Origin of the sequence: uncultured Aquitalea sp. (genome assembly GCF_945957525.1) — a bacterium.
Classification (GTDB): Bacteria; Pseudomonadota; Gammaproteobacteria; order Burkholderiales; family Chromobacteriaceae; genus Aquitalea.
In genome coordinates this window covers 46,689-72,906 of sequence record NZ_CAMFLA010000012.1, presented here as the reverse complement: position 1 = coordinate 72,906, position 26,218 = coordinate 46,689, and the positions used below count along the sequence as shown (strand labels likewise).

At 61.0% G+C, this 26,218-nt stretch carries 23 protein-coding genes and 1 pseudogene; 10 read left to right on the top strand and 14 right to left on the bottom strand.

Annotated elements, in window-relative coordinates; all coding sequences use genetic code 11:
- Window positions 1-19 precede the first annotated feature (19 nt).
- Together Q0P52_RS12730 and Q0P52_RS12725 are read right to left on the bottom strand one after the other, a co-directional pair.
- Window positions 20-1,261, bottom strand: a complete 1,242-nt coding sequence (locus tag Q0P52_RS12730) for an FAD-dependent oxidoreductase (RefSeq protein WP_293762952.1) — start codon at window positions 1,259-1,261, stop codon at window positions 20-22.
- Between the two features lie 6 nt (window positions 1,262-1,267).
- Complete coding sequence (locus Q0P52_RS12725; protein ID WP_293762955.1) at window positions 1,268-2,269, bottom strand: 4-hydroxyproline epimerase; 1,002 nt, start codon at window positions 2,267-2,269, stop codon at window positions 1,268-1,270.
- 295 nt (window positions 2,270-2,564) lie between these two features.
- Between Q0P52_RS12725 and Q0P52_RS12720 the strand changes: the two genes are divergently transcribed.
- Window positions 2,565-3,470 (top strand): dihydrodipicolinate synthase family protein, encoded by a 906-nt coding sequence (locus Q0P52_RS12720; protein WP_293762958.1) that lies wholly within the window; start codon window positions 2,565-2,567, stop codon window positions 3,468-3,470.
- A gap of 2 nt (window positions 3,471-3,472) precedes the next feature.
- Entirely contained in the window at window positions 3,473-4,906 is a 1,434-nt protein-coding gene (locus tag Q0P52_RS12715; protein ID WP_293762961.1) for an aldehyde dehydrogenase family protein, read from the top strand.
- Window positions 4,907-4,972: 66 nt separating this feature from the next.
- Here the strand turns inward: Q0P52_RS12715 and Q0P52_RS12710 are convergent, their stop codons facing one another.
- Window positions 4,973-5,311, bottom strand: coding sequence for a hypothetical protein (locus Q0P52_RS12710; RefSeq protein ID WP_293762964.1), 339 nt, complete (start codon window positions 5,309-5,311; stop codon window positions 4,973-4,975).
- A gap of 139 nt (window positions 5,312-5,450) precedes the next feature.
- On the opposite strand from Q0P52_RS12710, the gene Q0P52_RS12705 reads away from it, so the two are divergent.
- From Q0P52_RS12705 to Q0P52_RS12695, 3 genes are all read left to right on the top strand, one after another.
- A complete protein-coding gene (locus Q0P52_RS12705) occupies window positions 5,451-6,032 on the top strand; it encodes a phosphatase PAP2 family protein (RefSeq protein WP_293762967.1) in 582 nt (193 codons plus the stop codon).
- A 276-nt stretch (window positions 6,033-6,308) separates the two neighbouring features.
- A complete protein-coding gene (locus Q0P52_RS12700) occupies window positions 6,309-6,536 on the top strand; it encodes a hypothetical protein (RefSeq protein ID WP_293762970.1) in 228 nt (75 codons plus the stop codon).
- 71 nt (window positions 6,537-6,607) lie between these two features.
- Complete coding sequence (locus tag Q0P52_RS12695; RefSeq protein WP_293762973.1) at window positions 6,608-6,922, top strand: hypothetical protein; 315 nt, start codon at window positions 6,608-6,610, stop codon at window positions 6,920-6,922.
- Window positions 6,923-7,181: 259 nt separating this feature from the next.
- On the opposite strand, the gene Q0P52_RS12690 is transcribed toward Q0P52_RS12695, so the two are convergent.
- Entirely contained in the window at window positions 7,182-7,604 is a 423-nt protein-coding gene (locus Q0P52_RS12690; RefSeq protein ID WP_293762976.1) for an ester cyclase, read from the bottom strand.
- A 23-nt stretch (window positions 7,605-7,627) separates the two neighbouring features.
- The gene (locus Q0P52_RS12685; protein WP_293762979.1) at window positions 7,628-8,029 is read right to left on the bottom strand and encodes a hypothetical protein; all 402 of its coding nucleotides are present in this window, start codon (window positions 8,027-8,029) and stop codon (window positions 7,628-7,630) included.
- A gap of 112 nt (window positions 8,030-8,141) precedes the next feature.
- Here Q0P52_RS12685 and Q0P52_RS12680 point away from each other — a divergent pair, with 112 nt between their 5' ends.
- Window positions 8,142-8,597, top strand: a complete 456-nt coding sequence (locus Q0P52_RS12680; RefSeq protein WP_293762982.1) for a MarR family transcriptional regulator — start codon at window positions 8,142-8,144, stop codon at window positions 8,595-8,597.
- Window positions 8,598-8,671: 74 nt separating this feature from the next.
- Here the strand turns inward: Q0P52_RS12680 and ugpQ are convergent, their stop codons facing one another.
- From ugpQ to Q0P52_RS12645, 7 genes are all read right to left on the bottom strand, one after another.
- Complete coding sequence (gene ugpQ, locus Q0P52_RS12675) at window positions 8,672-9,421, bottom strand: glycerophosphodiester phosphodiesterase (protein ID WP_293762985.1); 750 nt, start codon at window positions 9,419-9,421, stop codon at window positions 8,672-8,674.
- Window positions 9,414-10,496: a sn-glycerol-3-phosphate import ATP-binding protein UgpC gene (locus Q0P52_RS12670; protein ID WP_293762988.1), complete on the bottom strand. Its 1,083-nt coding sequence runs from the start codon at window positions 10,494-10,496 to the stop codon at window positions 9,414-9,416. Before Q0P52_RS12670 ends, ugpQ begins: the two co-directional genes overlap by 8 nt.
- A 12-nt stretch (window positions 10,497-10,508) precedes the next feature.
- A complete protein-coding gene (gene ugpE / locus Q0P52_RS12665) occupies window positions 10,509-11,351 on the bottom strand; it encodes a sn-glycerol-3-phosphate ABC transporter permease UgpE (RefSeq protein ID WP_293762990.1) in 843 nt (280 codons plus the stop codon).
- Window positions 11,351-12,232, bottom strand: coding sequence for a sn-glycerol-3-phosphate ABC transporter permease UgpA (gene ugpA, locus Q0P52_RS12660; RefSeq protein ID WP_293762993.1), 882 nt, complete (start codon window positions 12,230-12,232; stop codon window positions 11,351-11,353). Before ugpA ends, ugpE begins: the two co-directional genes overlap by 1 nt.
- Window positions 12,233-12,352: 120 nt before the next feature.
- Window positions 12,353-13,678: a sn-glycerol-3-phosphate ABC transporter substrate-binding protein UgpB gene (gene ugpB, locus Q0P52_RS12655; RefSeq protein ID WP_293762995.1), complete on the bottom strand. Its 1,326-nt coding sequence runs from the start codon at window positions 13,676-13,678 to the stop codon at window positions 12,353-12,355.
- Window positions 13,679-13,894: 216 nt separating this feature from the next.
- Window positions 13,895-14,701 carry a transporter substrate-binding domain-containing protein gene (locus Q0P52_RS12650; protein ID WP_293762997.1) on the bottom strand — a complete coding sequence of 269 codons (807 nt, stop codon included), beginning with the start codon at window positions 14,699-14,701 and terminating at the stop codon, window positions 13,895-13,897.
- Window positions 14,702-14,842: 141 nt separating this feature from the next.
- Complete coding sequence (locus tag Q0P52_RS12645; protein WP_293763000.1) at window positions 14,843-16,114, bottom strand: RidA family protein; 1,272 nt, start codon at window positions 16,112-16,114, stop codon at window positions 14,843-14,845.
- Between the two features lie 905 nt (window positions 16,115-17,019).
- Here Q0P52_RS12645 and mutS point away from each other — a divergent pair.
- From mutS to Q0P52_RS12630, 3 genes are all read left to right on the top strand, one after another.
- Complete coding sequence (gene mutS, locus Q0P52_RS12640) at window positions 17,020-19,542, top strand: DNA mismatch repair protein MutS (protein ID WP_293763002.1); 2,523 nt, start codon at window positions 17,020-17,022, stop codon at window positions 19,540-19,542.
- Between the two features lie 69 nt (window positions 19,543-19,611).
- Window positions 19,612-20,049 carry a hypothetical protein gene (locus Q0P52_RS12635; protein ID WP_293763005.1) on the top strand — a complete coding sequence of 146 codons (438 nt, stop codon included), beginning with the start codon at window positions 19,612-19,614 and terminating at the stop codon, window positions 20,047-20,049.
- Between the two features lie 286 nt (window positions 20,050-20,335).
- Window positions 20,336-20,734 (top strand): hypothetical protein, encoded by a 399-nt coding sequence (locus Q0P52_RS12630; RefSeq protein ID WP_293763008.1) that lies wholly within the window; start codon window positions 20,336-20,338, stop codon window positions 20,732-20,734.
- Between the two features lie 78 nt (window positions 20,735-20,812).
- On the opposite strand, the gene aceK is transcribed toward Q0P52_RS12630, so the two are convergent.
- Entirely contained in the window at window positions 20,813-22,594 is a 1,782-nt protein-coding gene (gene aceK / locus Q0P52_RS12625; RefSeq protein WP_293763011.1) for a bifunctional isocitrate dehydrogenase kinase/phosphatase, read from the bottom strand.
- Between the two features lie 255 nt (window positions 22,595-22,849).
- A pseudogene (locus Q0P52_RS12620) lies at window positions 22,850-23,392 on the bottom strand (pseudouridine synthase); the annotation flags it as partial.
- A 407-nt stretch (window positions 23,393-23,799) separates the two neighbouring features.
- Between Q0P52_RS12620 and Q0P52_RS12615 the strand changes: the two are divergent.
- Complete coding sequence (locus tag Q0P52_RS12615) at window positions 23,800-26,037, top strand: NADP-dependent isocitrate dehydrogenase (protein ID WP_293763013.1); 2,238 nt, start codon at window positions 23,800-23,802, stop codon at window positions 26,035-26,037.
- Window positions 26,038-26,218 lie beyond the last annotated feature (181 nt).

The following is a 26,218-nucleotide window of genomic DNA, read 5'->3' as shown; positions in this document are numbered from 1 at the left end:
CGACCGGGCCGTCCACCGGTCAGAAACGGTCTACCCGATACGGCCGCATATCGATGCCGGGCTCTCGCCCCAGCATGGCGTCCGCCAATAAAGCGCCAGTAGTGGCCGCCAGCGTCAGGCCGAGATGGCCATGGCCGGTAGCGAACCACAGCCCGGCATGACGGGGCGAAGGGCCGATTACCGGCACGGTGTCCGGCACCGAGGGGCGGTTGCCCATCCACACGCTCATGTCCTCGGTGGAAAAATCGCCGACGATGGCACGCGCCTTGTCGATCAGAATGTGCGCGCGCCGCCAGTCCGGGGGCGCGTCGCGATGCGCCAGCTCCACAGTGCCGGCCAGTCGCAGGCCGCCATTGGCCATCGGCAAAATGACGAAGCTTTCGCTGGCGCATTGCAAAAAGTGGCGCAATGACACGCCCGCCTTCGGCAGGGTGACGTGATAACCGCGCTCGCTTTCCAACGGCACGCGACAGCCCATGGGCTTGAAAAAGCGGTCGCTCCACACGCCGCAAGCCACCACCACCTCGTCGGCGTCCAGCGCGCCGCCATTCTGCAGCTCAACCCCGTCCACCCGTCCGCCGCGTTCGCGCAGGGACGATGCCTCTGCCCGCACAAACTGCCCGCCCAGACGGCGAAAAGCGTCAAACAGACCCACGGCAAACAGCCAGGGGTCGTCCACATGCGACCAGTCGCGCACCTTCACCGCGCACTCCCAACCCGGCAGCAGGGCGGCGTCTGCATCACGCACGGCCTCGCCGTTCAGCAGCTCCCAGGCCACGCCGTGGCGGCGCTTTTCCCGCCACGCCTCTTCGGCCAACCTATACTCCGCTACATCGCGATACAGGGTCAGCGAGCCATGCCGTCGCCAGATGCCGTTGAGGCCGGCCAGGTCGGCCAGCGGTTCGGTATCGCGGTTCACCCGCGACAACAACGCGGACAGCGCTTCGGTCAGCGCCCTTACCCGAGAAGGCCGGCTGGCGGCGACAAAACGCAGCAACCAAGGGGCAAGACTGGGCAAATAGCGCCAGCGCATGGCCAGCGGGCCCAGCGGGTCCAGCATCCAGCCGGGCACTTTTTTCAGCACGCCGGGTTCGGCCAAGGGAATGATGTCGCTCACCGCCAGCGCGCCGGCGTTGCCGAAACTGGTTTCGCGGGCCGGCTCACCCCGGTCCAGCAGGGTGACTGCGCAACCGGCCTGTTGCAATTGCAGCGCGGCGGCTATGCCCACCACCCCCGCGCCGATCACCACCACTTGTTTCATCCTGGCTTACCCCACCACAAAGCCGTGCACATAGGGGTCGGCCTCATCCAGCAAGATGCGGTTGTAGCCGGTGGTGATGGCCCAGCCCTCGATGCTGGGAATGATGGCCGGCAAGCCGCCCACCCGTGTTTCCGCCTCCACCCGGCCGATGAACTGGCTGCCAATCAGGCTCTCATGCACAAAGGGCTCGCCCTGGCCGATCAGGCCGCGCGCATGACGCTGCGCCAGCCGGGCCGAGGTGCCGGTGCCGCAGGGAGAGCGATCCAGCGCGGCCGCGCCGTACAGCACGGCGTTGGCCGCGTGCGAGCCTGCGCTCTTGGGCGCGCCCGTCCACATGCAATGGCGCACGCCGCGAATGTCCGGGTTGTCAGGGTGAATGATGTCGTAGTGGCGATTGATGTAGTCGCGCACTTCATTGCCCATGGCCACCAGCTGGGCCGGCGTGTAGTCGGCCATATCGCGGTAGCCGGGCTGGGGCTCGATGATGGGATAGAAATTGCCGCCGTAGGCGATGTCCGCCTTCAGCCGGCCCAGCGCCGCCACCTCCACCTCGATGTCCTGCAATAGCAGGAAAGACGGCACATTGGTCAGGCGCACCGACTTCACCTTGCTCCCTTCCTGCGTGTAATGGGCCACCACCTTACCGGCGGGCGTGTCCAGATTCAGCACGCCCGGGGTGCGCGGCGTCACCACGCCGTGCTCGATGGCCATGGTCACCACACCGATGGTGCCGTGCCCGCACATGGGGAGACAGCCGCTGGTTTCGATGTACAGCACCGCCACGTCGCAATCATCACGCGTGGGTGGGTAGAGAAAAGCGCCAGACATCTGCGCATGGCCGCGCGGTTCATACATCAGGCCGGTACGCATCCAGTCCAGCCGCTTGAGGAAGTCCAGCCGGCGCTCCGCCTGGGTAGCGCCCGTCAGCACGGGCTCCCCCTTCACCACCAGCCGCACCGGATTACCGCACGTATGGCCATCAATGCATTCGAATTCGTACACCGCCATGCTTGTCTCCCGAAATGATGGATTCACTTTAGGTGCATACAAAATTGAATACAATAATCAGGATAAAATTTGCACAAACCCAACAGTCGGACAATCCTGCACCATCAACCAATTCCACAATAAAAATCAATTAAATCAATAAATTATCGCCATGTTGCAAATTTGTCATGCTGCACAGCAATAACATACGAAAATTCAAAACAAGCAATTTTGTATACAAAAATGATTGATTACTGGATACAAAAATGGAAACATGAAATGGACATCCCACCCCATCCTTCAGGAGGAAACACCCATGGCACATCTCTGGACTGGCGTATTCCCGGCCGTCACCACCAAGTTCCACGCCGACGAAAGCCTCGATATCGACGCCACCTGCCGCCACATCCAGTGGCAACTGGATTGCGGCGCGGACGGCATCATCCTCTGCGGTTCGCTGGGCGAAGCCTCCACCCTGACCGCCGATGAAAAGATCATTCTGCTCAAGGCCGCGCGGAATACGGTGGCGGGTCGCGTCCCGGTGCTGCTCACCATCGCGGAGGACAGCACCCGCGCCGCCGAAGATCTGGCCCGCGCGGCGCACCAGGCCGGCGCAGACGGCCTGATGGTGCTGCCCGCCATGCGCTATGTGTCCGACGAGCGCGAAACGCTGAACCATTACCACCGCGTGGCGGCGGCCAGCCCCCTGCCCATCATGGTCTACAACAACCGCATCGCTTACGGCGTAGACATCTCGCCGGAGATGTTCAAAGCCATGGCCGCCGAACCGAAGTTCGTCGCCATCAAGGAATCCAGCGGCGACATTCGCCGTCTTACCGACACCATCAACGCCGTGGGCGAGCGCTACGCCATCTTCAGCGGCGTGGATGACCTGGCACTGGAAAGCCTGATGATGGGCGCGCACGGCTGGGTGGCCGGCCTGGTGGTGGCCTTCCCCAAAGAGACCGTCGCCATTTACCGGCTGGCCCGCGCCGGCCGCTGGGAGGAAGCCCGCGCCATCTACCGCTGGTTCGCCCCCTTGTTACATCTGGACGTCTCCATGAAGCTGGTGCAGAACCTCAAGCTGTGCGAGGCGATGGCGGGCGTCGGCACCGAACACGTGCGCGCGCCGCGCATGCCGCTGGCCGGTGCCGAACGCGAACGAGTGGCCGCCGTGATTCAGGCCGGGCTCGACAGCCGCCCCGCACTGCCGGAACTGTAAGCATGCAGCGCTATCCCTTGCTGATTGGTGGTCAATGGCGTGACGGATTGCGGCTGTGCCCCAACCGAAATCCGTCCGATCTGGGCGATCTGGTGGGCGAGTACGCCGAAGCCGGCGAGGAAGACATGCGCGAGGCGGTGGCCGCCGCCCGCGCGGCGCTGCCCCGCTGGCGGGCCAGTACGCCGCAACAGCGATCAGATGTGCTGGACGCCGCCGGCAGCGAGATACTGGCGCGGCGCAGCGAACTGGGCCTGCTGCTGGCCCGCGAGGAAGGCAAGACCCTGCCGGAAGCGGTGGCGGAAGTGAGCCGGGCCGGCCAGATCTTCAAGTTCTTTGCTGGCGAAGCCTTGCGGCAGGAGGGCGATGTGCTGGCCTCGGTGCGGCCCGGCGTAGAGGTGCTGGTGGAGCGGGAGCCGGTGGGCGTGGTGGGTCTGATCACGCCCTGGAACTTCCCCATCGCCATTCCCGCCTGGAAAAGCGCGCCGGCGCTGGCCTTTGGCAATACGGTGGTGCTGAAGCCGGCCGAGCTGGTGCCCGGCTCGGCCTGGGCACTGGCCGATATTCTCAAGCGCGCCGGATTGCCGGACGGCGTGTTCAATCTGGTGACCGGACCGGGCCGCGTGCTGGGCCCGGCCATGCTGGACGCCGGCATAGACGCCCTCAGTTTTACCGGTTCCGTCCCTACCGGCCGCCAACTGGCGCGGGAGTGCGCGGTGCGCGGTATCCGCGTGCAACTGGAAATGGGCGGCAAGAACCCGCTGGTGGTAGCCGACGACGCTGATCTCGCGCAAGCGGTGGAATGCGCCGTCAACGGCGCCTTCTACTCTACGGGCCAGCGCTGTACGGCCAGCAGCCGGCTGGTGGTCTGCGCCGGCGTCCACGACCATTTCGTCGAGGCGCTGGCAGCCCGCTGCGCCAGCCTGCGCGTGGGACACGCCACCAGCCCGGACACGCAGATCGGCCCGCTGGCCAGCGAAGAGCAGTTGCGCAAGAACCTGGACTACATCGCCATCGGACAGCAGGAAGGCGCCGTGCTGGTGGCCGGCGGCCAAGTGGTTGAAACCCGATATCGCGGCTACTACTTGCAACCCGCCTTGTTTGCCGAAGGCTTATCGACACACCGCATCGTGCGCGAGGAAATCTTCGGCCCGGTAGCGGTAATACAGCGCGCGGACGACTACCCGCATGCGCTGGCGCTGGCCAATGACACCGAGTTCGGCCTCGCCGCCGGCATCTGCACCCGTTCGCTATCGCTGGCCAGCCACTTCCGCCGCCATGCCGAAGCCGGCATGGTGATGGTGAACCTGCCTACCGCCGGTGTGGACTATCACGTGCCCTTTGGCGGCCGCAAAGGCTCCAGTTTCGGGCCGCGCGAGCAAGGACGCTATGCGCGCGAGTTCTACACCACGGTGAAAACAGCGTATTTGGCGGCCTGATTTCCTCTGGCCAACTCCCCTCAACGGCGCTTTCGGGCGCCGTCTTTTTTTACTGGCCGCAGCAAGTTAGAGCCACAGCGTCAACAAGAACAAGGCAAGCACTGCCATAAAAGGGAAAGCCGCTGCCAGGGCGCTGCGGACGCGAGCCAGCCGCCAACAACGCAAGGCCAATACCAGGGCCGCAAAATACACCAGCACGCTGAGCTGAAAGCCGGCCGCGGCCAAGCGCCGCTGCGCCCACAATGACGGACAGGCCGCAGCGCTTTCAAAGCACCGCGGATGCGGGTCGCCCATCTGCATCAGCAAACAAACCAAGGCCCCCGCCGTTGCCAGCACCGACAGCGCCAGCGCCGTGCCGGCCATGCGGGGCGACCGGGCCCGCCACCCGTCAACCAGACGCCTCATGACCCGCCTCCTCCCGCCGTGAACACCCCATCAGCTGCCGCACCAGCACTGTCCGGATTACCATGCTCTGTTGACCGCCCCGAGGATTCTTTCAACAATGCCGCCTCACTGAATTATTCATTTTCGATACTTTGCCAAGATGACTTTTACCGATTACTGCATCAATATTTTGCTGTCCATTATTTTGATTGTGGGTTGTTATCAGTTCTATTTCTGGTGCCAGCGCCGCACATGGGTGAAAACCCGCCGCTACCACTCCCCCATCGATGAAGCGATTCCTTTTCAGCCATGGTGGGTCTGGATCTACAGCTTTCTATACTATCCAGCGATCATTTATCTGAACCTGCTGGTCTCCGACAGCCGGGAATTCACTTACATGGCGGCCTCGTTCATTCTGCTGTTGCTATTGCAAATGGTGTTCTTTGTGCTCCTTCCGGTGGAAACGCCCACCCACTGGCGCGATCACGGGAAACGGGATGGCCTTTCCGTAAGATTCCTGCGCTTTGTACAGAAATACGATAAGTCCTCCAATTGCTTCCCCAGCATGCATACCTCCGTCGCCATGCTGACCGCCATGTACGCCATGCCTTATGTCGGTTTGTGGGGCCTGCTGTTTCCCATCCTGATCGCGCTAAGCTGCGCGTTTACCAAGCAGCACTACCTTATCGACTTGCCCGCCGGAGCAGCCCTTGGCCTGGGCGTGTTCTATATCGCCAATTAAACCCGCCAGGCCGGGCGACAGCCGCCTCCCGCAGCCATCGCCCGTTCAGACAGTTTGCCTCTCATCGGCACACCCCGCCTTCGCCTTATTCACCGCCAACATTGCCAAACCGTTTCTTTCGCCCAACCCGCCAGTTCGTCCTATTCAGTATTATTCGCCGATCGCTTGACATATTTTAATAAATAGGCACTTGAGATAATTGCCTGACAATGGAATCATGTGCGACCGCATGATTCACTGTCATGCAAATCCACCAAAACGATGCCGAGGATACTCATGCGCGCCGCTGTCGCTTGTCTGCTTGCCTGCCTACTTTTACCAAGCCAAACAACACTGGCCAATACCGCCAGCGCGCCGGTGGACTGCAAGAAAACCGAAGAACCGCAACGCGGCAAGCGCGTCCTGCAAAACCAGGCCGCTGGCCGGGCGCTGGATAAAAGTCCCATCGCCATCGGCCTTGCGCGCCGCGCCAAGAACAAGCATCTTGACGACAAGGGCTGCTGAGCAGCGTCGGCAACCACCCGGCCGCAATCCATGCGACCGGAAAATCAAGAAAACAGACAACGAGGGCAATCATGAGCAATACCCAATCCCGCTGGCGCAAGCCGCTGATTATCATCCTGGCCCTGCTGGCCATTGGCGTCTGGAGCGGAGCTCGCGCCCGCCACACCTTGCTGGCCATGGATATCGCCAAAATGAACACCTCGCAAAATTGGAAAATGGCATCCCTGGTGTTGCTGACCCCGGAAGAACGCCAGGACATCAAGCTGTACACGCACGACAAGCACGACAGCTGGGACAAGTTCTTCACCCTGGCCAGCGGCATCACCATCCAGAAAGTGATTGATACCCAGCGCCAGCTGCAGGCGCAACAAGCGCCTGCGCAATAAGCGCCTGCGCAATAAGCGCGGCTAACAAAATCAGTTTTACGCTTGGGGCAAGGCGCGCCGACGCAGGCTGTACCCAAAGCGCGGCGAAGCGCCGCAACGCAGCATCAAGGGGTTGTAAACCGCCAGAGACCCGCGCCTTCGGCCAACCATGGCCGTTGTACGCGAGGCAGGCGAAGCATGAAAAAAGCCGGGGCTTCCCCGGCGTTTTCCACATCCTGGCAGTGAGCAGTCAGACTCGCGCCGCGATGTCCGGCCCTCATCACTCTTTCAACTGCCTCAGCGCCGACGCCCAGTCTTCTACATGGTGAACGCGCCAGATCCTGCCATCGGCCAGCTCATGAATATCAATCGTGTCGATGCGGAAGCTTTTGCCGCCATCACAGACCATACCCATGAAATTGCCCTTGGGCGTGCCACTGGCGACCGAACGGATAACCACTTTGGAGCCATCCATCAGCTTGTCCTGCGGCTCGAACTTCAGATCTGGCACAACGGCCCAAATAGCCGCTATCTGCCTGATCAGCGTGGCCTTGTCTTTGGTTTCTTGCGAATTGATCGACTGAAAGTCATCCGCTAACACCTCCTCCAGCACCGCTTGCGGAGTGGTGTCTGCGTTGACGGTCAGCGCCTGGAGATAGAATCGCTGCAGAATTTCACGTGGACTTGAGTGCATATTTGCCATATCGCCTGCCTATAATTTGCGACTCAGTGAGTCACTACATAATGCTCGAACAACGAAACGTCGGAAATCGCACCGCGCGCCTTGGCGCTGGGGTCAGTCATGAACTTAGCGGCCGCGTCGTCAGCATCCTTCATGGTGCGCCACTGCACCACAACAAACACGGAGCCATCCTTGGCTACGGCCACCTTGCGGCCAAGGAAGCCATGCTGCTTTTTGACAAACTGCTGCTCCATTGCCTTGTCGGCTGCCAGCAGATCCTTCAGCTCGACGCCTGGCTTGGGCTTGGACACCACCACTTCCATAGTAACGTCACTCATGGCACGGGATGCAGCAGCGGCTTTGACGCTGTGATCCGCCGCGGAAGCAGCATTGGACAGAAATGCAGCAGACAGAATCACACTTGCAAAAAAGGCGAGTTTTTTCATTACAGTTTCCTTGGTAGTTGCTATCAAAAGCGACAATTGATAAGGTAGGTGCTTGCGCAAGCATTTGAATAATATGTGCGTGCGCACGCACTGTCAAGAACAGGATACAAGAATGACGCAACAGCGATTCACTCCACTGGAAAGAGCAGCCTGGGGCGGCCTGCTCAAAACCCACACCACCCTCAATAAACTGCTGGAAGCCCAGTTGCAGAGCGAATTCGGCATCACCCATGTCGAATACGAAATTTTGCTGCGACTAAATTACGCGCCGGGCGGCAAACTGCGCATTCAGGATCTCGCGGAGCAAAGCATCCTTACCCGCAGCGGCGTTAGCCGTGCAGTGGACAGACTGGAGAAGGCTGGTTTCACCACCAAGAATGTGGCGGAGGAGGACAGACGCGGTGCCTATGCAATGTTGACGCCGGAAGGAAAAGCCCGGTTCGAGAAGATTTTGGATCAGCACGTGGCCTTTGTCAGAGCCGCTTTCCTTGATCTCTACAGCGAGGAGCAGTTGCAGCTCATGGCGGACTGCTGGGCCATCATGGCCGCCCGGCATCCGGAAGCCTGAGCCGTTTGCATTGCATGAAAAAAGCCGGCTGATGCCGGCTTTTTTCGTTTTCTACTGACGACAGGAGTCATGGATCAATCCAGCTTGCCCGGCTGCAGCAGATCCAGCCGGTCGGTACACACACTGTCCACGCCCCAGGACCGCAATTCGCGCGCGCGCTCCACGCTGTTTACCGTGTAGCACAGCAGCTGGTAGCCCGCCGCCTTGATGTCGGCGGCCAGCTCCCGGGTCAGGGTCTCGTGGTCGCAATGCAAGGCAATACAATCCATTTCCCGCAGCAAGCGCTGCCAGTCGGCAGGAATGGTTTCCACCAGAAAGGCACGCGGCAGTTGCGGCTCCGCCGCCTGCGCGGCGCGCAGTGCGCTGTCGCTGAAAGAGGACAACAAGGGGGCAATGGTCGCGCCTTGCCACAGCCGGGCGGCTTCATGCGCCACCCGCCGGCCGGTTTCCTCGTCACGCCCCGGGCAGGGTTTGATTTCGATATTGAGCAGCATGTCTTGCGCGCGACACCAAGCAGCCACCTGATGCAGCGTGGGCAGCGCTTCGCCCGCGAAGGCCGCGCCGCGCCAGCCGCCTGCGTCAACGCAGGCCAGCTCGGCCATGGTTTTGCCGGCGGCAGGGCCTCTGGCGTCGGAGGTGCGGTCCAGCGTGTCGTCGTGCAGCAAAAAACAGACATTGTCCGCCGACAGCTTCACATCGCATTCCGCCGCGCGATAGCCGTAACGGACACCCTCGCGAAAGCCGGCCAGGGTATTTTCCGGGGCCATGACGCCGCCGCCGCGATGGGCCACCAGCGCGGCATAGGGCCAAGTGCGATCAGACATCGCTCACTCTCCTTTGCGTGGTTTTGTCGAACAGGTGCAGGGATGACGGCTTGAGCCGCAGCGGCAGCCGGCTGCCGGCTATCGGTCTCAGCCCATGCGGTACGCGCGCGGCGACCGCCTGGCCGGACAACATACCATAGACGTAATTGTCCGCTCCCAGCAATTCGACGCTTTCCACATGCATCACGACATCCGCTTCCTCCTCGCCAACGGCCTCCAGATGTTCCGGGCGAACGCCGGCGGACAGAGGCTTGCCGGCCAGATCAGTCCGCGTTTCGGCCAAGCGCAGCGCCGCCCCGTCGCCCAGCAGCACGCGCCGGCCATCGGCATCCACCGTGGCCTCCAGCAGGTTCATGCCCGGCGCGCCCATGAAGCCGGCCACAAACAGCGAGGCAGGCCGCTCGTAAATGTCGTCCGGCGCGCCCACCTGCTCTACCCGCCCCTGATTCATGACGATGACGCGATCAGCCAGCGTCATGGCCTCCACCTGATCGTGCGTCACGTAGAGGCTGGTGGTGGCGAGGCGACGATGCAGGCGCTGGATTTCCAGCCGCATCTGTCCGCGCAGACGCGCGTCCAGATTGGACAATGGCTCGTCAAACAAGAACAGGGCCGGCTCGCGCACAATGGCGCGCCCCATCGCCACGCGTTGGCGCTGGCCGCCGGACAGCTCGCGCGGCTTGCGCTGCAAAAGCGCGTCCAGCTCCAGAATGGCGGCGGCACGGCCAATGCGCTCGGCGATGGCGGCCTTGTGCAAGCCGCGTATCTTGAGCGCGTAAGCCATATTCTCCGCCACGCTCATGTGTGGATAGAGCGCGTAATTCTGGAACACCATGGCCATGTCGCGGTCCTTGGGCTCCAGCGCATTGACGCAACGGCCATCCAGCAGGATCTCTCCCCGTTCGGTGCTTTCCAACCCGGCCACCATGCGCAGCAGGGTGGATTTGCCGCAGCCGGAAGGGCCGACGATCACGACGAACTCGCCATCTGCGATATCCACATCAATGCCGGTCAGCACGTCGCGCTCCGCGCCGGGGTAGCGCTTGGCCAGTTGTTTCAGGCTCAGTGTCGCCATGATTCCACATCCTTATTTTTCATTGTCCACCAGCCCTTTGACGAACCAGCGTTGCATCAGCATCACCACCGCCAGCGGCGGCATCAGGGTCAGCAAGGCGGTGGCCATCACCAGATGCCATTGCACCGCGCCCTCACCCAGCATGCCCTTGATGGCGATCACCGCCGTAGACATGGCCGGATCGTGCGTCACCAGCAGCGGCCACAGATACTGGTTCCAGCCATAGATGAAGGTAATGACGAACAGCGCGGCGATATTGGTGCGCGAGAGCGGCAGCACGATATCCAGCATGAAGCGCAAGGGCCCCGCGCCGTCCACCCGCGCCGCTTCGGCCAACTCCGGCGGCAGGGTGAGAAAGAACTGGCGAAACAGGAAGGTGGCTGTGGCCGAGGCAATCAAGGGCAGCGTCAGCCCGGTGTAGCTGTTGATCAACCCCAGTTGCGTCACCACCTCCACCGTGGGGAAGATGCGCACCTCCACCGGCAACATCAAGGTGGCGAAGATCAGCCAGAAACCGGCCTGCCGCAGGGGAAAGCGAAACCAGACGATAGCAAAGGCCGACAGGAAGGAAATAACGATCTTGCCCACGGCAATCACCAGCGCCATCACCAGGCTGTTGGCCAGCGTGCGCCATAGTGGCACCGCCAGGCCGCCGTCGGGCGAAGCCAGCACATGACTCAGGTTTTCCAGCAGATGGCCGCCCGGCAGCAAGGACAAGGGCACCGCCGTCACTTGCTCGGCGCTTTGTGTGGCCGCCATCAGCATCAAGTACAGGGGAAAGGCCACCGCCAGCATGCCCAGCGCCAGCAGCGCGTGACAGAGCAGGTTCAGCCCTTTGCGGTTTTCCACCATCATCAGTACTGCACCTTTCGTTCTACATAGCGGAACTGGATGACCGTCAGCAGGCCGACAATGGCCATCAGCACCACGGACTGGGCGGCGGAGCTACCCAGATCCAGACCCTTGAAGCCTTCCAGATACACTTTGAGGATGAGGGTTTCCGTGGACTTGCCCGGCCCGCCGCCGGTGGCGGCGTCCACCACGGCAAAGGTGTCGAAGAAGGCGTACACCAGGTTCACCACCAGCAGGAAGAAGCTGGTGGGCGACAACAGCGGCAACACCAGGTCGCGGAAGCGCCGCAGCGGCCCGGCCCCATCCATGGCGGCCGCCTCTATCAAAGATGCGGGTATGGCTTGCAAGCCGGCGTAGAAGAACAGGAAGTTGTAGCTCACCTGTTTCCAGGCCGAGGCCATCACTACCAGCGCCAGCGCCTGACCGCCGTTGAGCGCGTGGTTCCATTCATAGCCCGCGCCTCGCAGCAGATAGCTGATCCAGCCCAGCGAAGGATTGAACAGGAACAACCACAGCACTGCCACGATGGAGGGCGCAATGGCGTAGGGCGCGATCAGCACCGTCTGATAGAAACGTTTGCCGAAGCGCACCTGATTCACCATGGCCGCCAACAGCAAGGCCGAACCCATCCCCAGCGCCGTCACCAGCGCGCTGAACAGCAAGGTAGTCTTGACCGTGCCCAGATACAGCGGGTCCTGAAACAGCGCGCTGAAGTTGTCCACGCCGACAAAGCGCGTGGCCAAGCCGAAGGGGTCTTGCGACTGCGTGGACTGCCACAGGGCTTGCGCCGCTGGCCAGACAAAAAACAGCACAGTGATGGCCAGTTGCGGCAACATCAGCAGAAATCCCAGCCAGCCGCCGGGAAACCGGATCCGGTTTTGCATGATCATTCCGAGTCATGACGCCGAAGCGGATGGTCTGCCTGCCCGCTTCGTGTCGGTACAAGGGTCAGAAAGGCCGCCGATACCGGCGGCCCAGCCCTGAGTTCCTGCCCGGATTCCGGATCAGTCGGCGGTTTTCTCGAAACGACGCAGCAACTCATTACCGCGCGCCACGGCGCTGTCCAGCGCGGCCTTGGGCGCTTTCTGGCCGTTCCACACGCTTTCCAGCTCTTCGTCCACCACGGTGCGGATCTGCGGCATATAACCCAGGCGCAGGCCGCGGGTATACGGCTTGGGCGGCTTGTTCATCATCTGACGGGTGGCGATGTCGGCACCGGGGAATTTGTCGTAGAAGCCTTGTTGGCGGGTCAGCTCATACGCGGCGCTCACCACCGGCAGATAGCCGGTGCTTTGATGCCAGTCGGCGGCCACCGCCGGGCTGGACACCATTTTGAGGAAGCGGGCCACGCCCTTGTATTCGGCCGCGCTCTTGCCGCCCATCACCCACAGGCTGGCCCCGCCGATGATGGCGTTTTGCGGCGCGCCCTTCACATCCGGGTAATACGGCATCATGCCCATGCCGAAGGCGAACTTGGCGTTCTTGCGGATATTGGCCAGCGAGCCGGAGCTGCCGGTCATGATGCCGCACTCGCCGCTGTAGAACTTGGCGCTGGCCTCATCCTTGCGGCCGGCATAGGTGAAGGTGCCGTCCTTGGCCATCTTCTGCAGAAATTCGATGTGCTTCACGTGCAGCGGGCTGTTGAACTGCAATACTGCCTTGCTGCCACCAAAGCCGTTGTCCAACGAGGCGTAAGGCAGGTTGTGCCAGGTGCTGAAATTCTCCAGCAACACCCAGCCTTGCCAACCGGTGCTGTAACCACAACTAAGGCCGCTGGCCTTGAGCTTGGCGGCGGCGGCGGCCAATTCCGGCCAGGTCTTGGGCGGCGCGTCGGGCAGGCCCGCCTTCTTGAAAGCGTCGCGGTTGTAATACAGCACCGGAGTGGAACTGTTGAACGGCATGGAAATCAGATGGCCGGTCTTGGCATCGGCGTAGTAGCCAGCCACCGCCGGGATAAAGGCTTTTTCATCAAACTTTTCGCCGCTTTCCGCCATCAGTTGCCATACCGGCTTCACGGCCTTCTTGGCCTGCATCATGGTAGCGGTGCCCACCTCGAACACTTGCACGATGTCCGGTGCATTGCCGCTGCGATACGCGGCGATGGCGGCTGCCAGCGACTCGTCGTACTGGCCTTTGTACACCGGCACCACCTTGTACTCTTTCTGCGACGCATTGAACTGGCTGGCGATGCTGTTCACCTTGTCGCCCAGCGCACCATCCATGGAATGCCAGAAAGTGATTTCCGTCACTGCGTTGGCCGAAGCCATGACGCCCGTCAGGGCTGCCGCCGCCGTCAGGCGGACAAGGGGAGAAAAACCAGAAGATGCCATACGAAGCCTCCGTCTCATTGAGTCGTGATCACCACCGTGTGAAGCGACGGATTATCAGCAGCACAAATGACAAAGGCGTGACATTAACGTGATATCTGACGTCAAAACGGTCAGAAAAAGAAAATTTGCGAAAACAAAACCGCTATCAACAAGGGAGTCATGCAGGCAATCGCTTCCACGTGTTGCATAAGCAACAGCGACTGGCGCGGGCGACGTCTAACGCAGCATCAGCGCGGGGGCGTCTCGCTCCCCCATGTACTTCTCCAGAATGCGCAACATGGTGCCGTCCTTGCGCATGGCGGCCAGCACCGCCTCCAGCCTGCGCTTTTCCGTTTCATTGAAACGCTGGCGGGACAACATCAGGTACAGCGCGGCCTGCTCCTGATCCGGCACCCAGTCCTGCACCAGATAACGGCTGCCCACCATGCCGGGAGGCAACTCAAGATGGTAGGCGGGCGGCGTGGTGATGATGGCCTGCACCCGGCCCGCCAGCAGCAGGCGGTACATCTGCTGGCTATCCGCCACGAACTCCACCCGGCCGGCCGCATCCAGCCGCTTGATCAGTTGGCCGAAGCGCGACGAACCATAGGCAAAGGAGCGTCCCACCCCCAACCGCAATCCGGGCTTGGCAATGAAGCTTTCCGCATCGCGCACATCGATGGCCGACGACACCAGCGCCACATTGCGATCCTGCACATAGGGCAGCATCCAGGCCACCCGCTCCCGCTCGGCGGAGTAAAACTTGTGTCCGGCCACATCCACGCTGCCCTCTTCCAGCCGCTTGATCAGCCGCACCACCGAATCCGACTCCAGCGACAGCCGGCAATGCAGGCGCTTGGCCACCTCCTCCATCACCTCCTTGTCGATGCCGCCGTAGCCGCCCGGCGCCGCATGCCAGAAACTGCCGATCTCATCGGCGGCAAAGCGCAAATCCGGCGCGCACACCGCGCCGGCCACAGCAGTGCCATTCAGGCACAGCAAACCGGCTGCCAGCAGTCTCGCCGCTTTTCGCCACATCGCCATGGCTCATCCTCGTCCAATACGTTTCTCCACTATAGGACGACGACATCGCCTCGCCGGAGGGATCACCGGCCGACAATGCAAAAAGGGAGCTGGATATCCAGCTCCCTTTTCATTCACAAGGCGGTCAGGCCCTGCCATGGCTTAGGCGTTCGGCGGAGTGCCTTCGGCGTTGGCGATCACGGCGTCGATCTGGATCAGCGCGCCCTTGGGCAGAGCAGAAACACCCACGGTGCGGCGAGCCGGTACACCGGTCTTGAAGAACTCGGTATACATCTCGTCAACAGCGGCGCTGTCGTCGATGTTCTTCAGGAAGACATTCACCTTCACCACATCGCCCATTGCGTGGCCGATGCTTTCCACGATGGCCTTGAGGTTGCGCAGGCACTGAGCAGTCTGCTCTTTCACGCCGCCCGCCACCACTTCAGCGGTATTGGCATCCAGCGGCAGTTGCGCAGAAATATGGTTGTAGTGAGAGAAGGCCACGGTCTGGGTGGACAGCGCGCACTTGGGCGCCTTGTCGGTATTGCTGGCCTTGATCACGATGCCGTGACGGTCTTCAACCGCTTGCGGCGGGGTGCCGTCGCCGTGGGACACAACAGCTTCGATCTGCACCAGCGCGTCCATCGGCAAACCGGCGGCGGCGATCACGGTGCGAGCCGGCACGTAGGCAACGGCGCGGGCGATGGCGGAATCCGGGAAGAAGGTGCTGTACACCTCGTTGACCGCGTCCACATCGGCAAACTGCTTCAGGAAGATGTTGATCTTGACGATGTCGTCGAACGGCACGTCAATGCTTTCCAGAATGGTCTTGATGTTCTTCAGGCACTGCGCAGCCTGTTCTTTTACGCCGCCAGCCACCAGCTTGCCGGTAGCGGGATCAATCGGCAGCTGGGCCGAGATGTTGTTGTAGTGCGAGAAGGCCACGGTTTGCGTAGACAGCGGGCTTTGCGGCGCCTTGTCGGTATTGCGCGCCAGCTTGATCAGGTCGCCGGCTTGCGGCGCATTGGGAATGGTGCCCTCGCCGTTGGACAACAGGGCTTCCACTTGCACCAGCGCGTTCAGCGGCAGCGCGTCCACAGCCACGGCGGTCAGTGCGGGCATGTAGCTGGTGAAGAAGCTGGCGTAAACCGCATTCACCACTTCCATATCGGCAATGTTCTTCACGAAAATGCTGATGCGCACCACATCGTCCATCACGTGGTCGATGCTCTCCACCACGGCCTTGATGTTCTTAAAGCACTGTTCAGCCTGCTCCTTGACGCCGCCGGCCACCAGCTTGCCGGTTTGCGGGTCTACCGGCAGTTGTGCCGACAGGTTGTTGTAATGGGAGAAAGCAACAGTGTGAGAATACGGGCCGAAAGCCTTGGGTGCGTTTTCCGTATTTCTTGCCAATACCGCGTTGAAGCCGCTCATGATAATAAACACCTATTCAGTTTGGATTTAGCCGATTGCGTGGCAGCACGTGCTCCACTTCGCCAATTCAAGTTGCCACCACGCAGGCCAAGCGGCTATCTCATCCGCCCTGGCCATGACTGAAAACTTCCCAGCCCCTGATTTCAAAATTTGATTTAAATCAAACAGAAAGCAGACCGGCAATTTTCATTCTGGCAACGTTTTCACGATTCACGAATTTTATGGGCGCATTACCCAACCCTGTCAACACAAGCCAGGAATGAAAATAAACTTGATCACAAATTCAAACTGAGTAAATAGCCGCCAATATTGAATGTACTTATTCAGCATGTCTCAATTCTGAATAAAAATGCGCGCTAAAATCAGCAGGCAAAATCAACCAAACCCTCCAAGACAAATTGTACACTCCACACCAAATCATTTTCGCCAAACACAACTCAAAAAACAGCCATTTGATAATTATCAAGAACACGAAAAAAATCAGCACCACCAGCAAAATGCCAGCACCATTATTTTCATAAAAACTTCGCCTCCCAATTTAAAAACTGTAAGACAATCCAATTAAAAAACAGCTAGCCGATAATCACATAACAAGGAAAGCATTTCCCATCACCCGGATTGGCTCGCTGAGACACTCGCCGGAAGCCCAGGCCGGGCCACCCGGTGCGGCCCGCTTGTGCCAAGACCAGGCTGGCGAGGGCTGGTAAGATACTCCCCCATCGCTTTGCCCTTGCCCCCGACATCAGACTTCCCGCCGCCCTCAGGCCCGAACGGCCGCCGTCCGGCCTCCGGAAGCCGTCCGCGCAAGGGCTCAAACCACCCACGAACGGACCTTCACAGACTTGGCTAACGAATTCACTACAGATCAAGAAGACAAAAAGCAGCCCAAGGCGCAACACACGCCAATGATGCAGCAGTATCTCGCGCTGAAAAGCCAGCACGCCGACAAGCTGCTGTTCTATCGCATGGGCGACTTCTACGAACTGTTCTACGAAGATGCGGAAAAAGCCTCCCGCCTGCTGGACATCACCCTTACCGCGCGCGGCGCCAGCGCCGGCACCCCCATCAAGATGGCCGGCATCCCCTACCACGCGGCGGAAAACTACCTGGCCCGGCTGGTGAAAATGGGAGAATCGGTCGCCATTGCCGAACAGATCGGCGACCCCGCCCTGGCGAAGGGCCCGGTTGAGCGCAAGGTAGTGCGCATCGTCACCCCCGGCACGCTGACCGACGCCGCCCTGTTGGACGATAAACGCGACAACCTGGTGCTGGCGGTCAATATGGTGAAGGGTGTGCTGGGCCTGGCCTGGCTGTCCCTGGCCAGCGGCGAATTCCGCCTGATGCAAGCCGGCGTGGAAGATTTCACCAGCGAGCTGGAACGCCTCAAACCCGCCGAGCTGCTCATGCCGGACGACACCGGCCTGGCCGCGCTGGACAATATCGCCGGCCCCAGGAAAAAACTGCCGCCCTGGCAGTTCGATAGCGAATCGGCCACTCTGTCGCTGACCCGCCATTTCGGCACCCGCGACCTGGCCGGCTTCGGCGCGGACACCCTGCCGGTGGCCGTGGGGGCGGCCGGCGCGCTGCTGGAATACGTCAAGGCCACGCAAAGCGTGAACCCGGCGCACATCAGCGCGCTGACGGTGGAAACCACCGGCGACATCATCCGCATGGACGCCGCCACCCGCCGCAATCTGGAACTGACTGAAACCATCCGCGGCGAAGCCTCGCCCACACTGGCGTCCCTGCTGGACACTTGCGCCACCAGCATGGGCAGCCGCCTGCTGCGTCACTGGTTGCACCACCCCATCCGCCAGCAAGACAAGCTGGCCCGCCGGCTGGAAGCGGTGCGCAGCCTGCTTGATCGCCACCAGGACGCGCGCGAAGCACTGTCCGAAGTGGCCGACATCGAACGCATCACCGCCCGCATCGCCCTGCGCAGCGCCCGCCCGCGCGACCTCGCCGCGCTGCGCGACTCGCTCAAATCGCTGCTGGCGGTTAAAAGGTTGGCCGAAGCCTGCGGCGCGCCGTTATTGCAAGAGTTGTCGCGCGTCCTGCCGGACGAATCGCCGGTGGAGCAACTGCTGACCCGCGCCATCCTGCCCGAGCCCGCCACCTTTCTGCGCGACGGCGGCGTCATCAATCAGGGCCTGAACAGCGAGCTGGACGAACTGCGCGCCATCCAGACCGACTGCGGCGAATTCCTGCTGGCGCTGGAAGCGCGCGAACGCGAACGCAGCGGCATCAGCACCCTCAAGGTGGAATACAACCGCGTGCACGGCTTCTATATCGAAGTCTCCAAAGCGCAATCCGACAACGTGCCGGACGATTACCGCCGCCGCCAGACGCTGAAAAACGCCGAACGCTACATCACGCCGGAACTGAAAACCTTCGAAGACAAGGCGCTGTCGGCGCAGGACCGCTCGCTGGCGCTGGAGAAGCAGCTGTACGAAAGCCTGCTGGACCAACTGGCCCCGCATATCCCCGACCTCAAGCTCATCGCCCAGGCCGTGGCCGGCGTGGACGTGCTGTCGGCCTTCGCCGAGCGCGCCAGCACCCACAACTATGTCGAACCGCGCTTCGTGCGCGAGGTGAGGCTGGACATCATCGGCGGCCGCCACCCGGTGGTGGAGGCCGAGGTGGAACGCTTCATCGCCAACGACACCCGTCTTGGCGAACAACGCAAGCTCCTGCTGATCACCGGCCCCAATATGGGCGGTAAATCCACCTATATGCGCCAAAACGCGCTCATCACCCTGATGGCGCACGTGGGCAGCTTCGTACCGGCGGAAGAGGCCGTCATCGGCCCGGTGGACCGCATCTTCACCCGCATCGGCGCCTCGGACGATCTGGCCGGCGGCCGTTCCACCTTCATGGTGGAGATGACCGAAACCGCCAACATCCTCAACAACGCGGGCGAGCACTCGCTGGTGCTGATGGACGAAGTGGGTCGCGGCACCTCCACCTTCGACGGTCTGGCGCTGGCCTCCGCCATCGCCCGCGCCCTGATCGAGAAAAACCGCAGCTACACACTGTTCGCCACCCACTACTTCGAGCTCACCACGTTGGCCGAACAGTATCCGTCGGTGGCCAACGTGCATTTGTCCGCAGTGGAACACAAGGACCGCATCGTCTTCCTGCACCATGTGGAAGACGGCCCCGCCAGCCAGAGTTACGGTCTGGCGGTGGCGCAGTTGGCCGGTGTGCCCGGCAAGGTTATCCGCGAAGCGCGCCGCTACCTCACCGAACTGGAAAACCAGTCCGCCGCTCGCGTCCAGCCGGACCTGTTCGCCGCGCCGGCACCCATGGCAGCAGCGGAACCCGAACCGCATCCGGCGGTGGAAACACTGCAGGACCTCAACCCGGACGACCTGACGCCGCGCGCGGCACTGGATCTTGTGTACCAGCTGAAAAAGATGACTGAATAATTTCAGCAAAATTTCCGGGCTGGCCTATCATGAAAAAATCATTCAAACCCGAGAACAGGAGATAGCTATATGTCGTCACAGAGCACTGTCGTCAATCCCGGCATCACTCGTCTGTTCGGAGCACCCGGGGATGATGGCAGCATTTCTCTGGTTGCCATCCGCGAGCGCGCCAACAAGCAACTGGGCCGTTTCGCCGATCTGGCGCAAGAGCAACTGGCCACCCTCGGCATCAGCATGCCGCCGGCCATCAGTCTGGTAAGCTGCCCTGGTTGCAGCCTGACCTTGGGCAACAAGCATCCGCAGGCCGAGGAAATCCTCGCTTGGCTGGATGGCAACTCCAACGTCAGCAGCCTGTTCAAGGAAGTTGAAGTCTTGTTCGAGCTCGTAAGAGCCGCAGAAGTAGCAGGAGACACCGTCCCGGACACCTCCTGCTTCCATATTGGACTGACCAGCGCCGGACCGATTGCCTTCTTTGAAGAGCACCTGTGCGGTCAAGACCAACAGTAATTTCCCGACATTCCTTCAAACTCCATCGACAGGGAAGCCGCCAGGCTTCCCTGTTTTCTTGCTGCACCCGCTAACAAAAGCCCTGGTCCTGCCTTGCGCCGGCGGGTCGCAAACCGGTACTGCCCGCCTTGGCTCGTCTCGGCCAAGGGTCTCCATGAGGTATTGTCAGCCGCTCTTAACTGCAATCGCCCCACTGCAAAACCAGCCGTTTCCACAAACAGACTCAGCCCTCTCTCCGAACTCGGCTTTCTAGACTTCCTGCATTACGCCGCAAGGAAAGCACCCCATGATTGCCCAAGCCCAACACTCCGCCTTGTCTGTACAACGCCGCTCTCGTCATCTGCTGGCCCGCTTCGCCAGCCGTGCCCTTGACGAGCTGAAACGCCAAGGCGTGCCGCTCTCGCCAGCCATCTGCCTGAGCCGGCAGGGCGAGCGTCTGCGCACCGTTACCCCGCACCCTCAAGCCGAACGCATTCTCGATGGCCTCAACCGCCACAGGGAGTTGATCGGGCTGTTTCATGAAGTGCAACTGCATGTCGAATTGCTGCAACGATTGCGCCACCCATCCCTACCGTTTCTGGGAGGAACGCGATTTCGCATCGGTCTGACCAGCGCAGGGCCGATGGCGTTTTTCGAAAACAATCACCCCTCCGGCGCAACGCGGGTAGAGCGCGTGCCGGTCTGACGCACCGGCACGCCTTGAAAACAAACCGGGAGGCATCCGCCTCCCGATTTGTTTTTCTGCTGCGTGGATACAACGGGGTCAGGCCGGAATCCTCTCCATGCCCTGCCCCGCGCTGGCAAAACGGTTCACAAAACGCATCTCTTCCGGATAGGGGTAGAAATCTTCGATAAAACCCTCGCGGATGCGCTGCTGCCTTTGCTGCCAGAAGCCGGCGTCCAGCAAGTCCCGATGGTATTTGAGGAAGGTCTTGCGCACGACGGGGTCGCCCAGCAAGAAGGTGCCGAACTCTTCGGGAAACACATCATTGCGCGCCACCGGGTACCACACCTCGCCGGACATCTCCATCTCCGGATTGGGCGCGGGCGGTATCCTGCGGAAGTTGCAGTCCGTCATGTATTCGATTTCGTCGTAGTCGTAAAAAATCACCCGACCGTAGCGGGTAACGCCGAAATTCTTGAACAGCATGTCGCCGGGGAAGATGTTGGCCGAAGCCAGCTCCTTGATGGCCAAACCATAATCGCGAACCACCCGCTCCTTCTCAGCGGCATCGCAACTCATCAGGTACAGATTGAGCGGTTTCATGCGCCGCTCGATATACAAATGCTTGATAACGATGCTGCCCTCGCTCTCCTCCATCATCGAAGGCGCCAGCGCGCGCAACTCGCCAATCAGCTCGTCAGTGAAACGATGGCGCGGGAAGGCCACGTTGGAAAACTCCAGGGTGTCCGCCATGCGCCCTACCCGGTCGTGCCGTTTCACCAAGCGGTACTTTTGCTTTACCGTGGCGCGATCCATTTCCTTCGGGCCGCCGAACACGTCCTTGATCAGCTTGAACACGTAGGGGTAGGACGGCAAGGTGAACACCAGCATCACCAAGCCGCGAATGCCTGGCGCAATCACAAACTGATCGTCGGAGTGCTGCAGATGCTGCATGAAATCGCGGTAGAAGGTGTTCTTGCCCTGCTTTTGCAAGCCCAGCATGGTGTACAGCTCGGCCTTGGTCTTGCTGGGCAACATGCCGCGCAAAAACTGCACGTAGCCAGACGGCACTTCCATATCCACCAGGAAGTAAGCCCGGCTGAAAGAAAACAACACGCCGATACGCCAGGGTTCCAGCAAAATGGTGTCCAGATACAACCGCCCAGCCGCGTCGTGCAGCACCGGAATGGCGAAGGGATAACTATTGCCGCCATTCACTACCTTGCCAAAGATATAAGCCGTCTTGTTGCGGTAAAAAGGCGACGACAGCACCTGAATCTGGAAATTGGCCTCCGGCTTGGGCCAGATGCCCTGCAAAAACTCATGCGCATAGCGCAGCAGAAAGGCGGTATCGCGGTTGAGATCAGCGAAGGGCCGCCGCCAGCCAAAATCGCGGATGATGCGCTTGGTCACGGCGCGCAGGCTGCTCTTGGCCGGGTAGTAACTGCGGTAGGACGGGGGGTCGGACTCGATGTACTCGGTGGAAATGGCCGGCCGGATAAAGATGAAATCGTTGTTGAAGTAGTCCCGGTGCAGCATGCGGGTGAACACCGAGTTGAAGAAGGTTTCGGCCAACTCCGGCTGCTTGTGGTTGGTCAGCAAGCCAATGAAATACAGCTTGGCCTGCTGCCAGATATCATCGTCCAGCAGGTCGGCGTGGAACTCCGTGTTCAACCGCGCCACGGTCTCGCTGACGCGATCATCATAAAACTGGATGCGGTCGCGAATGGCTTTCTGCACGCCTTGCCAGTCGGCATCGTCAAACAACTGACGGGCCTTCTGATTACACTCGCGAAACAGCCGGTAGTGCTTGTTGAAACCGTCTATCAGGGCCTGGGCAATGTCCCTGGCCACCGGGTTGTAGTATTCGGGTATCTGCATGTTCTCGCCTCGAGTTCTTCCCTGCCGCGTTGTCTTTCGCAACGGCGGCCATGCGACGAACGCCCTGACGGGCGTTCACGGGAAGCGGGGCGAGCGGGAGGAAGGGTATCCGGCGGCTCAGGGCTTGTTCTTGCGGGCGAAACGGAAGGTCGGGGGTGCCCCGGCGCGTCCGCCCGTCGGCGCGCTGTTCCCTTTTGCGGGCGCAGGGCCGGGCTTCCCGATGCGGCTAGCATGCTGCACCTGCGGCAAATCTTCAAGGCTGACGGAGAGCCGGCGCAACTCGCCCGGCTGCAAGCCATCCAGCCGCCATGGCCCGATGGCCGCCCGCACCAGTCGCAAGGTGGGCAGGCCCACTTTGGCGGTCATGCGCCGCACCTGGCGGTTCTTGCCCTCGCTGATGATGATTTCCAGCCAGCCATCCGGCACCGTCTTGCGAAAACGCACCGGCGGCACGCGCGGCCACAATGCCGGGGTGTCAATGCGGCGAACCTGCGCCGGACGGGTGATGAAGTCGCCCAGATCCACCCCGGCGCGCAGGGCCTCCAGCTGCTCCTCGCGAATCTGTCCTTCCACTTGCACCCAGTAGGTTTTCGGCAACTTCCAGCGCGGATCGGCAATACGATGCTGCAACGCGCCGTCGCCGGTCAGCAGTAGCAGGCCTTCGCTGTCGGTATCCAGCCGGCCGGCGGGATACACGCCCGGCAGCTTGATATGGTCTTTGAGGGTGCGATGCAGCTCGTGCTCGGAGAACTGGCAGATCACGCCATAGGGTTTGTTGAACAGGATGAGTTCGGGCATGGACAAGCCGTAAAGATGAAGTCTGGCCGCCATGATAACAAAGCCGCCGCCGCCCGGCCCGCTCCAAACCCTGTACAGGCCCGGCGCCTGCGTTGTTTTTTCAACAAGTGATCAGCACAACAACGAAATGGCGCTATCCGCTGCCTGGCATTTCAATTTCGAACAAGCGTTTGCACATATTTCACTATGAAAGTTCGATATGCTACAAACAGAGCGAGCGATTGAGAGGTATAATTCTTTTCTGAAAAGTCGCCGAGCGTCTTCGGCCTTCAGCGCTGCGGTAGCATGCCGCGGCGGCCGCGCGTCTTTCCACATGCCTTTCCTTGTCTCCGGCGGGATGCCGCCCAGCCTCACATGCTCGCCGGGAGCAAGCGTTCTGACGTCAAAATAATCATGGAGATAGAGTAATGCCTTCGGAAAAACCGACCATCATCTACACGCTGACCGACGAAGCGCCGGCGCTGGCCACCGCCTCTTTCCTGCCGATCATCCGCACCTTCACCGATGCCGCAGGCATTCAGGTAGACACCGCCGATATCTCCGTGGCCGCCCGCGTGCTGGCCGAGTTTCCCGAATATCTGACCGAAGAACAAAAGCTGCCTGACACCCTGGCCGAACTGGGCCGCCTGACGCAAGATCCGGACACCAACATCATCAAGCTGCCCAATATCAGCGCCTCCGTGGCGCAGCTGATGGCTTGCGTCAAGGAACTGCAATCCAAAGGTTACCCGTTGCCGGACTACCCGGAAAACCCGGTTACCGACGAAGAAAAAGCCCTCAAAACCCGCTACGCAAAATGTCTGGGCTCCGCAGTGAACCCGGTGCTGCGCGAAGGCAACTCCGACCGTCGCGCGCCGCTGGCTGTGAAAAATTACGCAAAGAAGCATCCGCACTCCATGGGTGAATGGAAGCAGTGGTCGCAGACGCACGTCTCCCACATGCACCACGGCGACTTCTACCACGGCGAAAAGTCCATGACGCTGGACAAAGCCCGCGACGTGAAGATGGAGCTCTCCACCAAGAGCGGCAAAACCATCGTGCTGAAGCCGAAACTCGCCCTGCAGGACGGCGAGATCATCGACTCCATGTTCATGAGCAAGAAAGCCCTGTGCGAATTCTACGAGCGCGAAATGGAAGACTGCCGCCAGTCCGGCATCCTGTTCTCGCTGCACGTGAAGGCCACCATGATGAAGGTGTCCCACCCCATCGTGTTTGGCCACTGCGTCAAGATCTACTACAAGGATGCGTTCGAAAAACACGGCAAGCTGTTTGAAGAACTGGGCGTGAACGTCAACAACGGCATGGCCACCCTGTACGAAAAGATCGAAACCCTGCCGGCCACCAAGCGCGAAGAAATCATCCGCGACCTGCACGCCTGCCAGGAACACCGCCCGCGCCTGGCCATGGTGGACTCCGCCAAGGGCATCACCAACTTCCACTCGCCCAACGATGTGATCGTGGACGCTTCCATGCCGGCCATGATCCGCAACGGCGGCAAGATGTGGGGCGCCGACGGCAAGCCTTACGACAGCAAGGCCGTAATGCCGGAATCCACCTTTGCCCGCATTTACCAGGAGATGATCAACTTCTGCAAATGGCACGGCAATTTCGACCCGCGCACCATGGGCACCGTGCCCAATGTGGGCCTGATGGCGCAAAAGGCTGAAGAATACGGCTCCCACGACAAGACTTTCGAAATCGCAGAAGACGGCGTGGCCAACATTGTCGACCTCGCCACCGGCGAAGTGCTGCTGTCGCAAAACGTGGAAGCCGGCGACATCTGGCGCATGTGCCAGGTGAAGGATGCGCCGATCCGCGACTGGGTGAAGCTGGCCGTCACCCGCGCCCGCAATTCCGGCATGCCGGCCGTGTTCTGGCTGGACCCGTACCGTCCGCATGAAGGCGAACTGATCAAGAAGGTGCAAAAATACCTGAAGGATTACGACACTACCGGCCTCGACATCCACATCATGTCCCAGGTGCGCGCAATGCGTTACACCCTGGAGCGCGTGGCCCGCGGTCTGGATACCATCTCCGTTACCGGCAACATCCTGCGCGACTACCTGACCGACCTGTTCCCCATCATGGAACTGGGCACCTCGGCCAAGATGCTGTCCATCGTGCCGCTGATGGCGGGCGGCGGCATGTACGAAACCGGCGCCGGCGGTTCCGCGCCCAAGCACGTGCAGCAACTGCTGGAAGAAAACCATCTCCGCTGGGACAGCCTTGGCGAGTTCCTCGCCCTGGCGGTGTCGCTGGAAGAGCTGGGCATCAAAACCAACAACAACAAGGCCAAGATCCTGGCCAAGACGCTGGACGAAGCCACCGGCAAGCTGCTGGACAACGACAAGTCCCCGTCCCGCCGCACTGGCGAACTGGACAACCGCGGCAGCCAGTTCTACCTGTCGCTGTACTGGGCCCAGGCGCTCGCCGCGCAAACCGAAGACGCGGAACTGCAAGCCCGCTTCGCGCCGCTGGCCAAGGGACTGGCCAACAGCGAACAAGCCATCATTGATGAGCTGAAGGCCGTTCAGGGCAAGCCGGCCGACATCGGCGGTTACTATCTGCCGGATACGGGCAAGTGCAGCGCCGTGATGCGCCCGAGCGCCACGTTCAACAGGCTGCTGGCTGCAGCTCAAGCCTGATTTACCGCAATCCCATTACCAAGCGCCATGGTTATCCATGGCGCTTTTTTCATGCTCGATTCCAGCTTGCTGCTTGAATCGAGGGGATTTTCACGCTTGTTTGGTAGATAATTCTGTAGATGCCGGGTCAACGCAGCCTCTTGCCCGGCAGAAAAGACGGCACACCGGCCTCCGCCGGCTC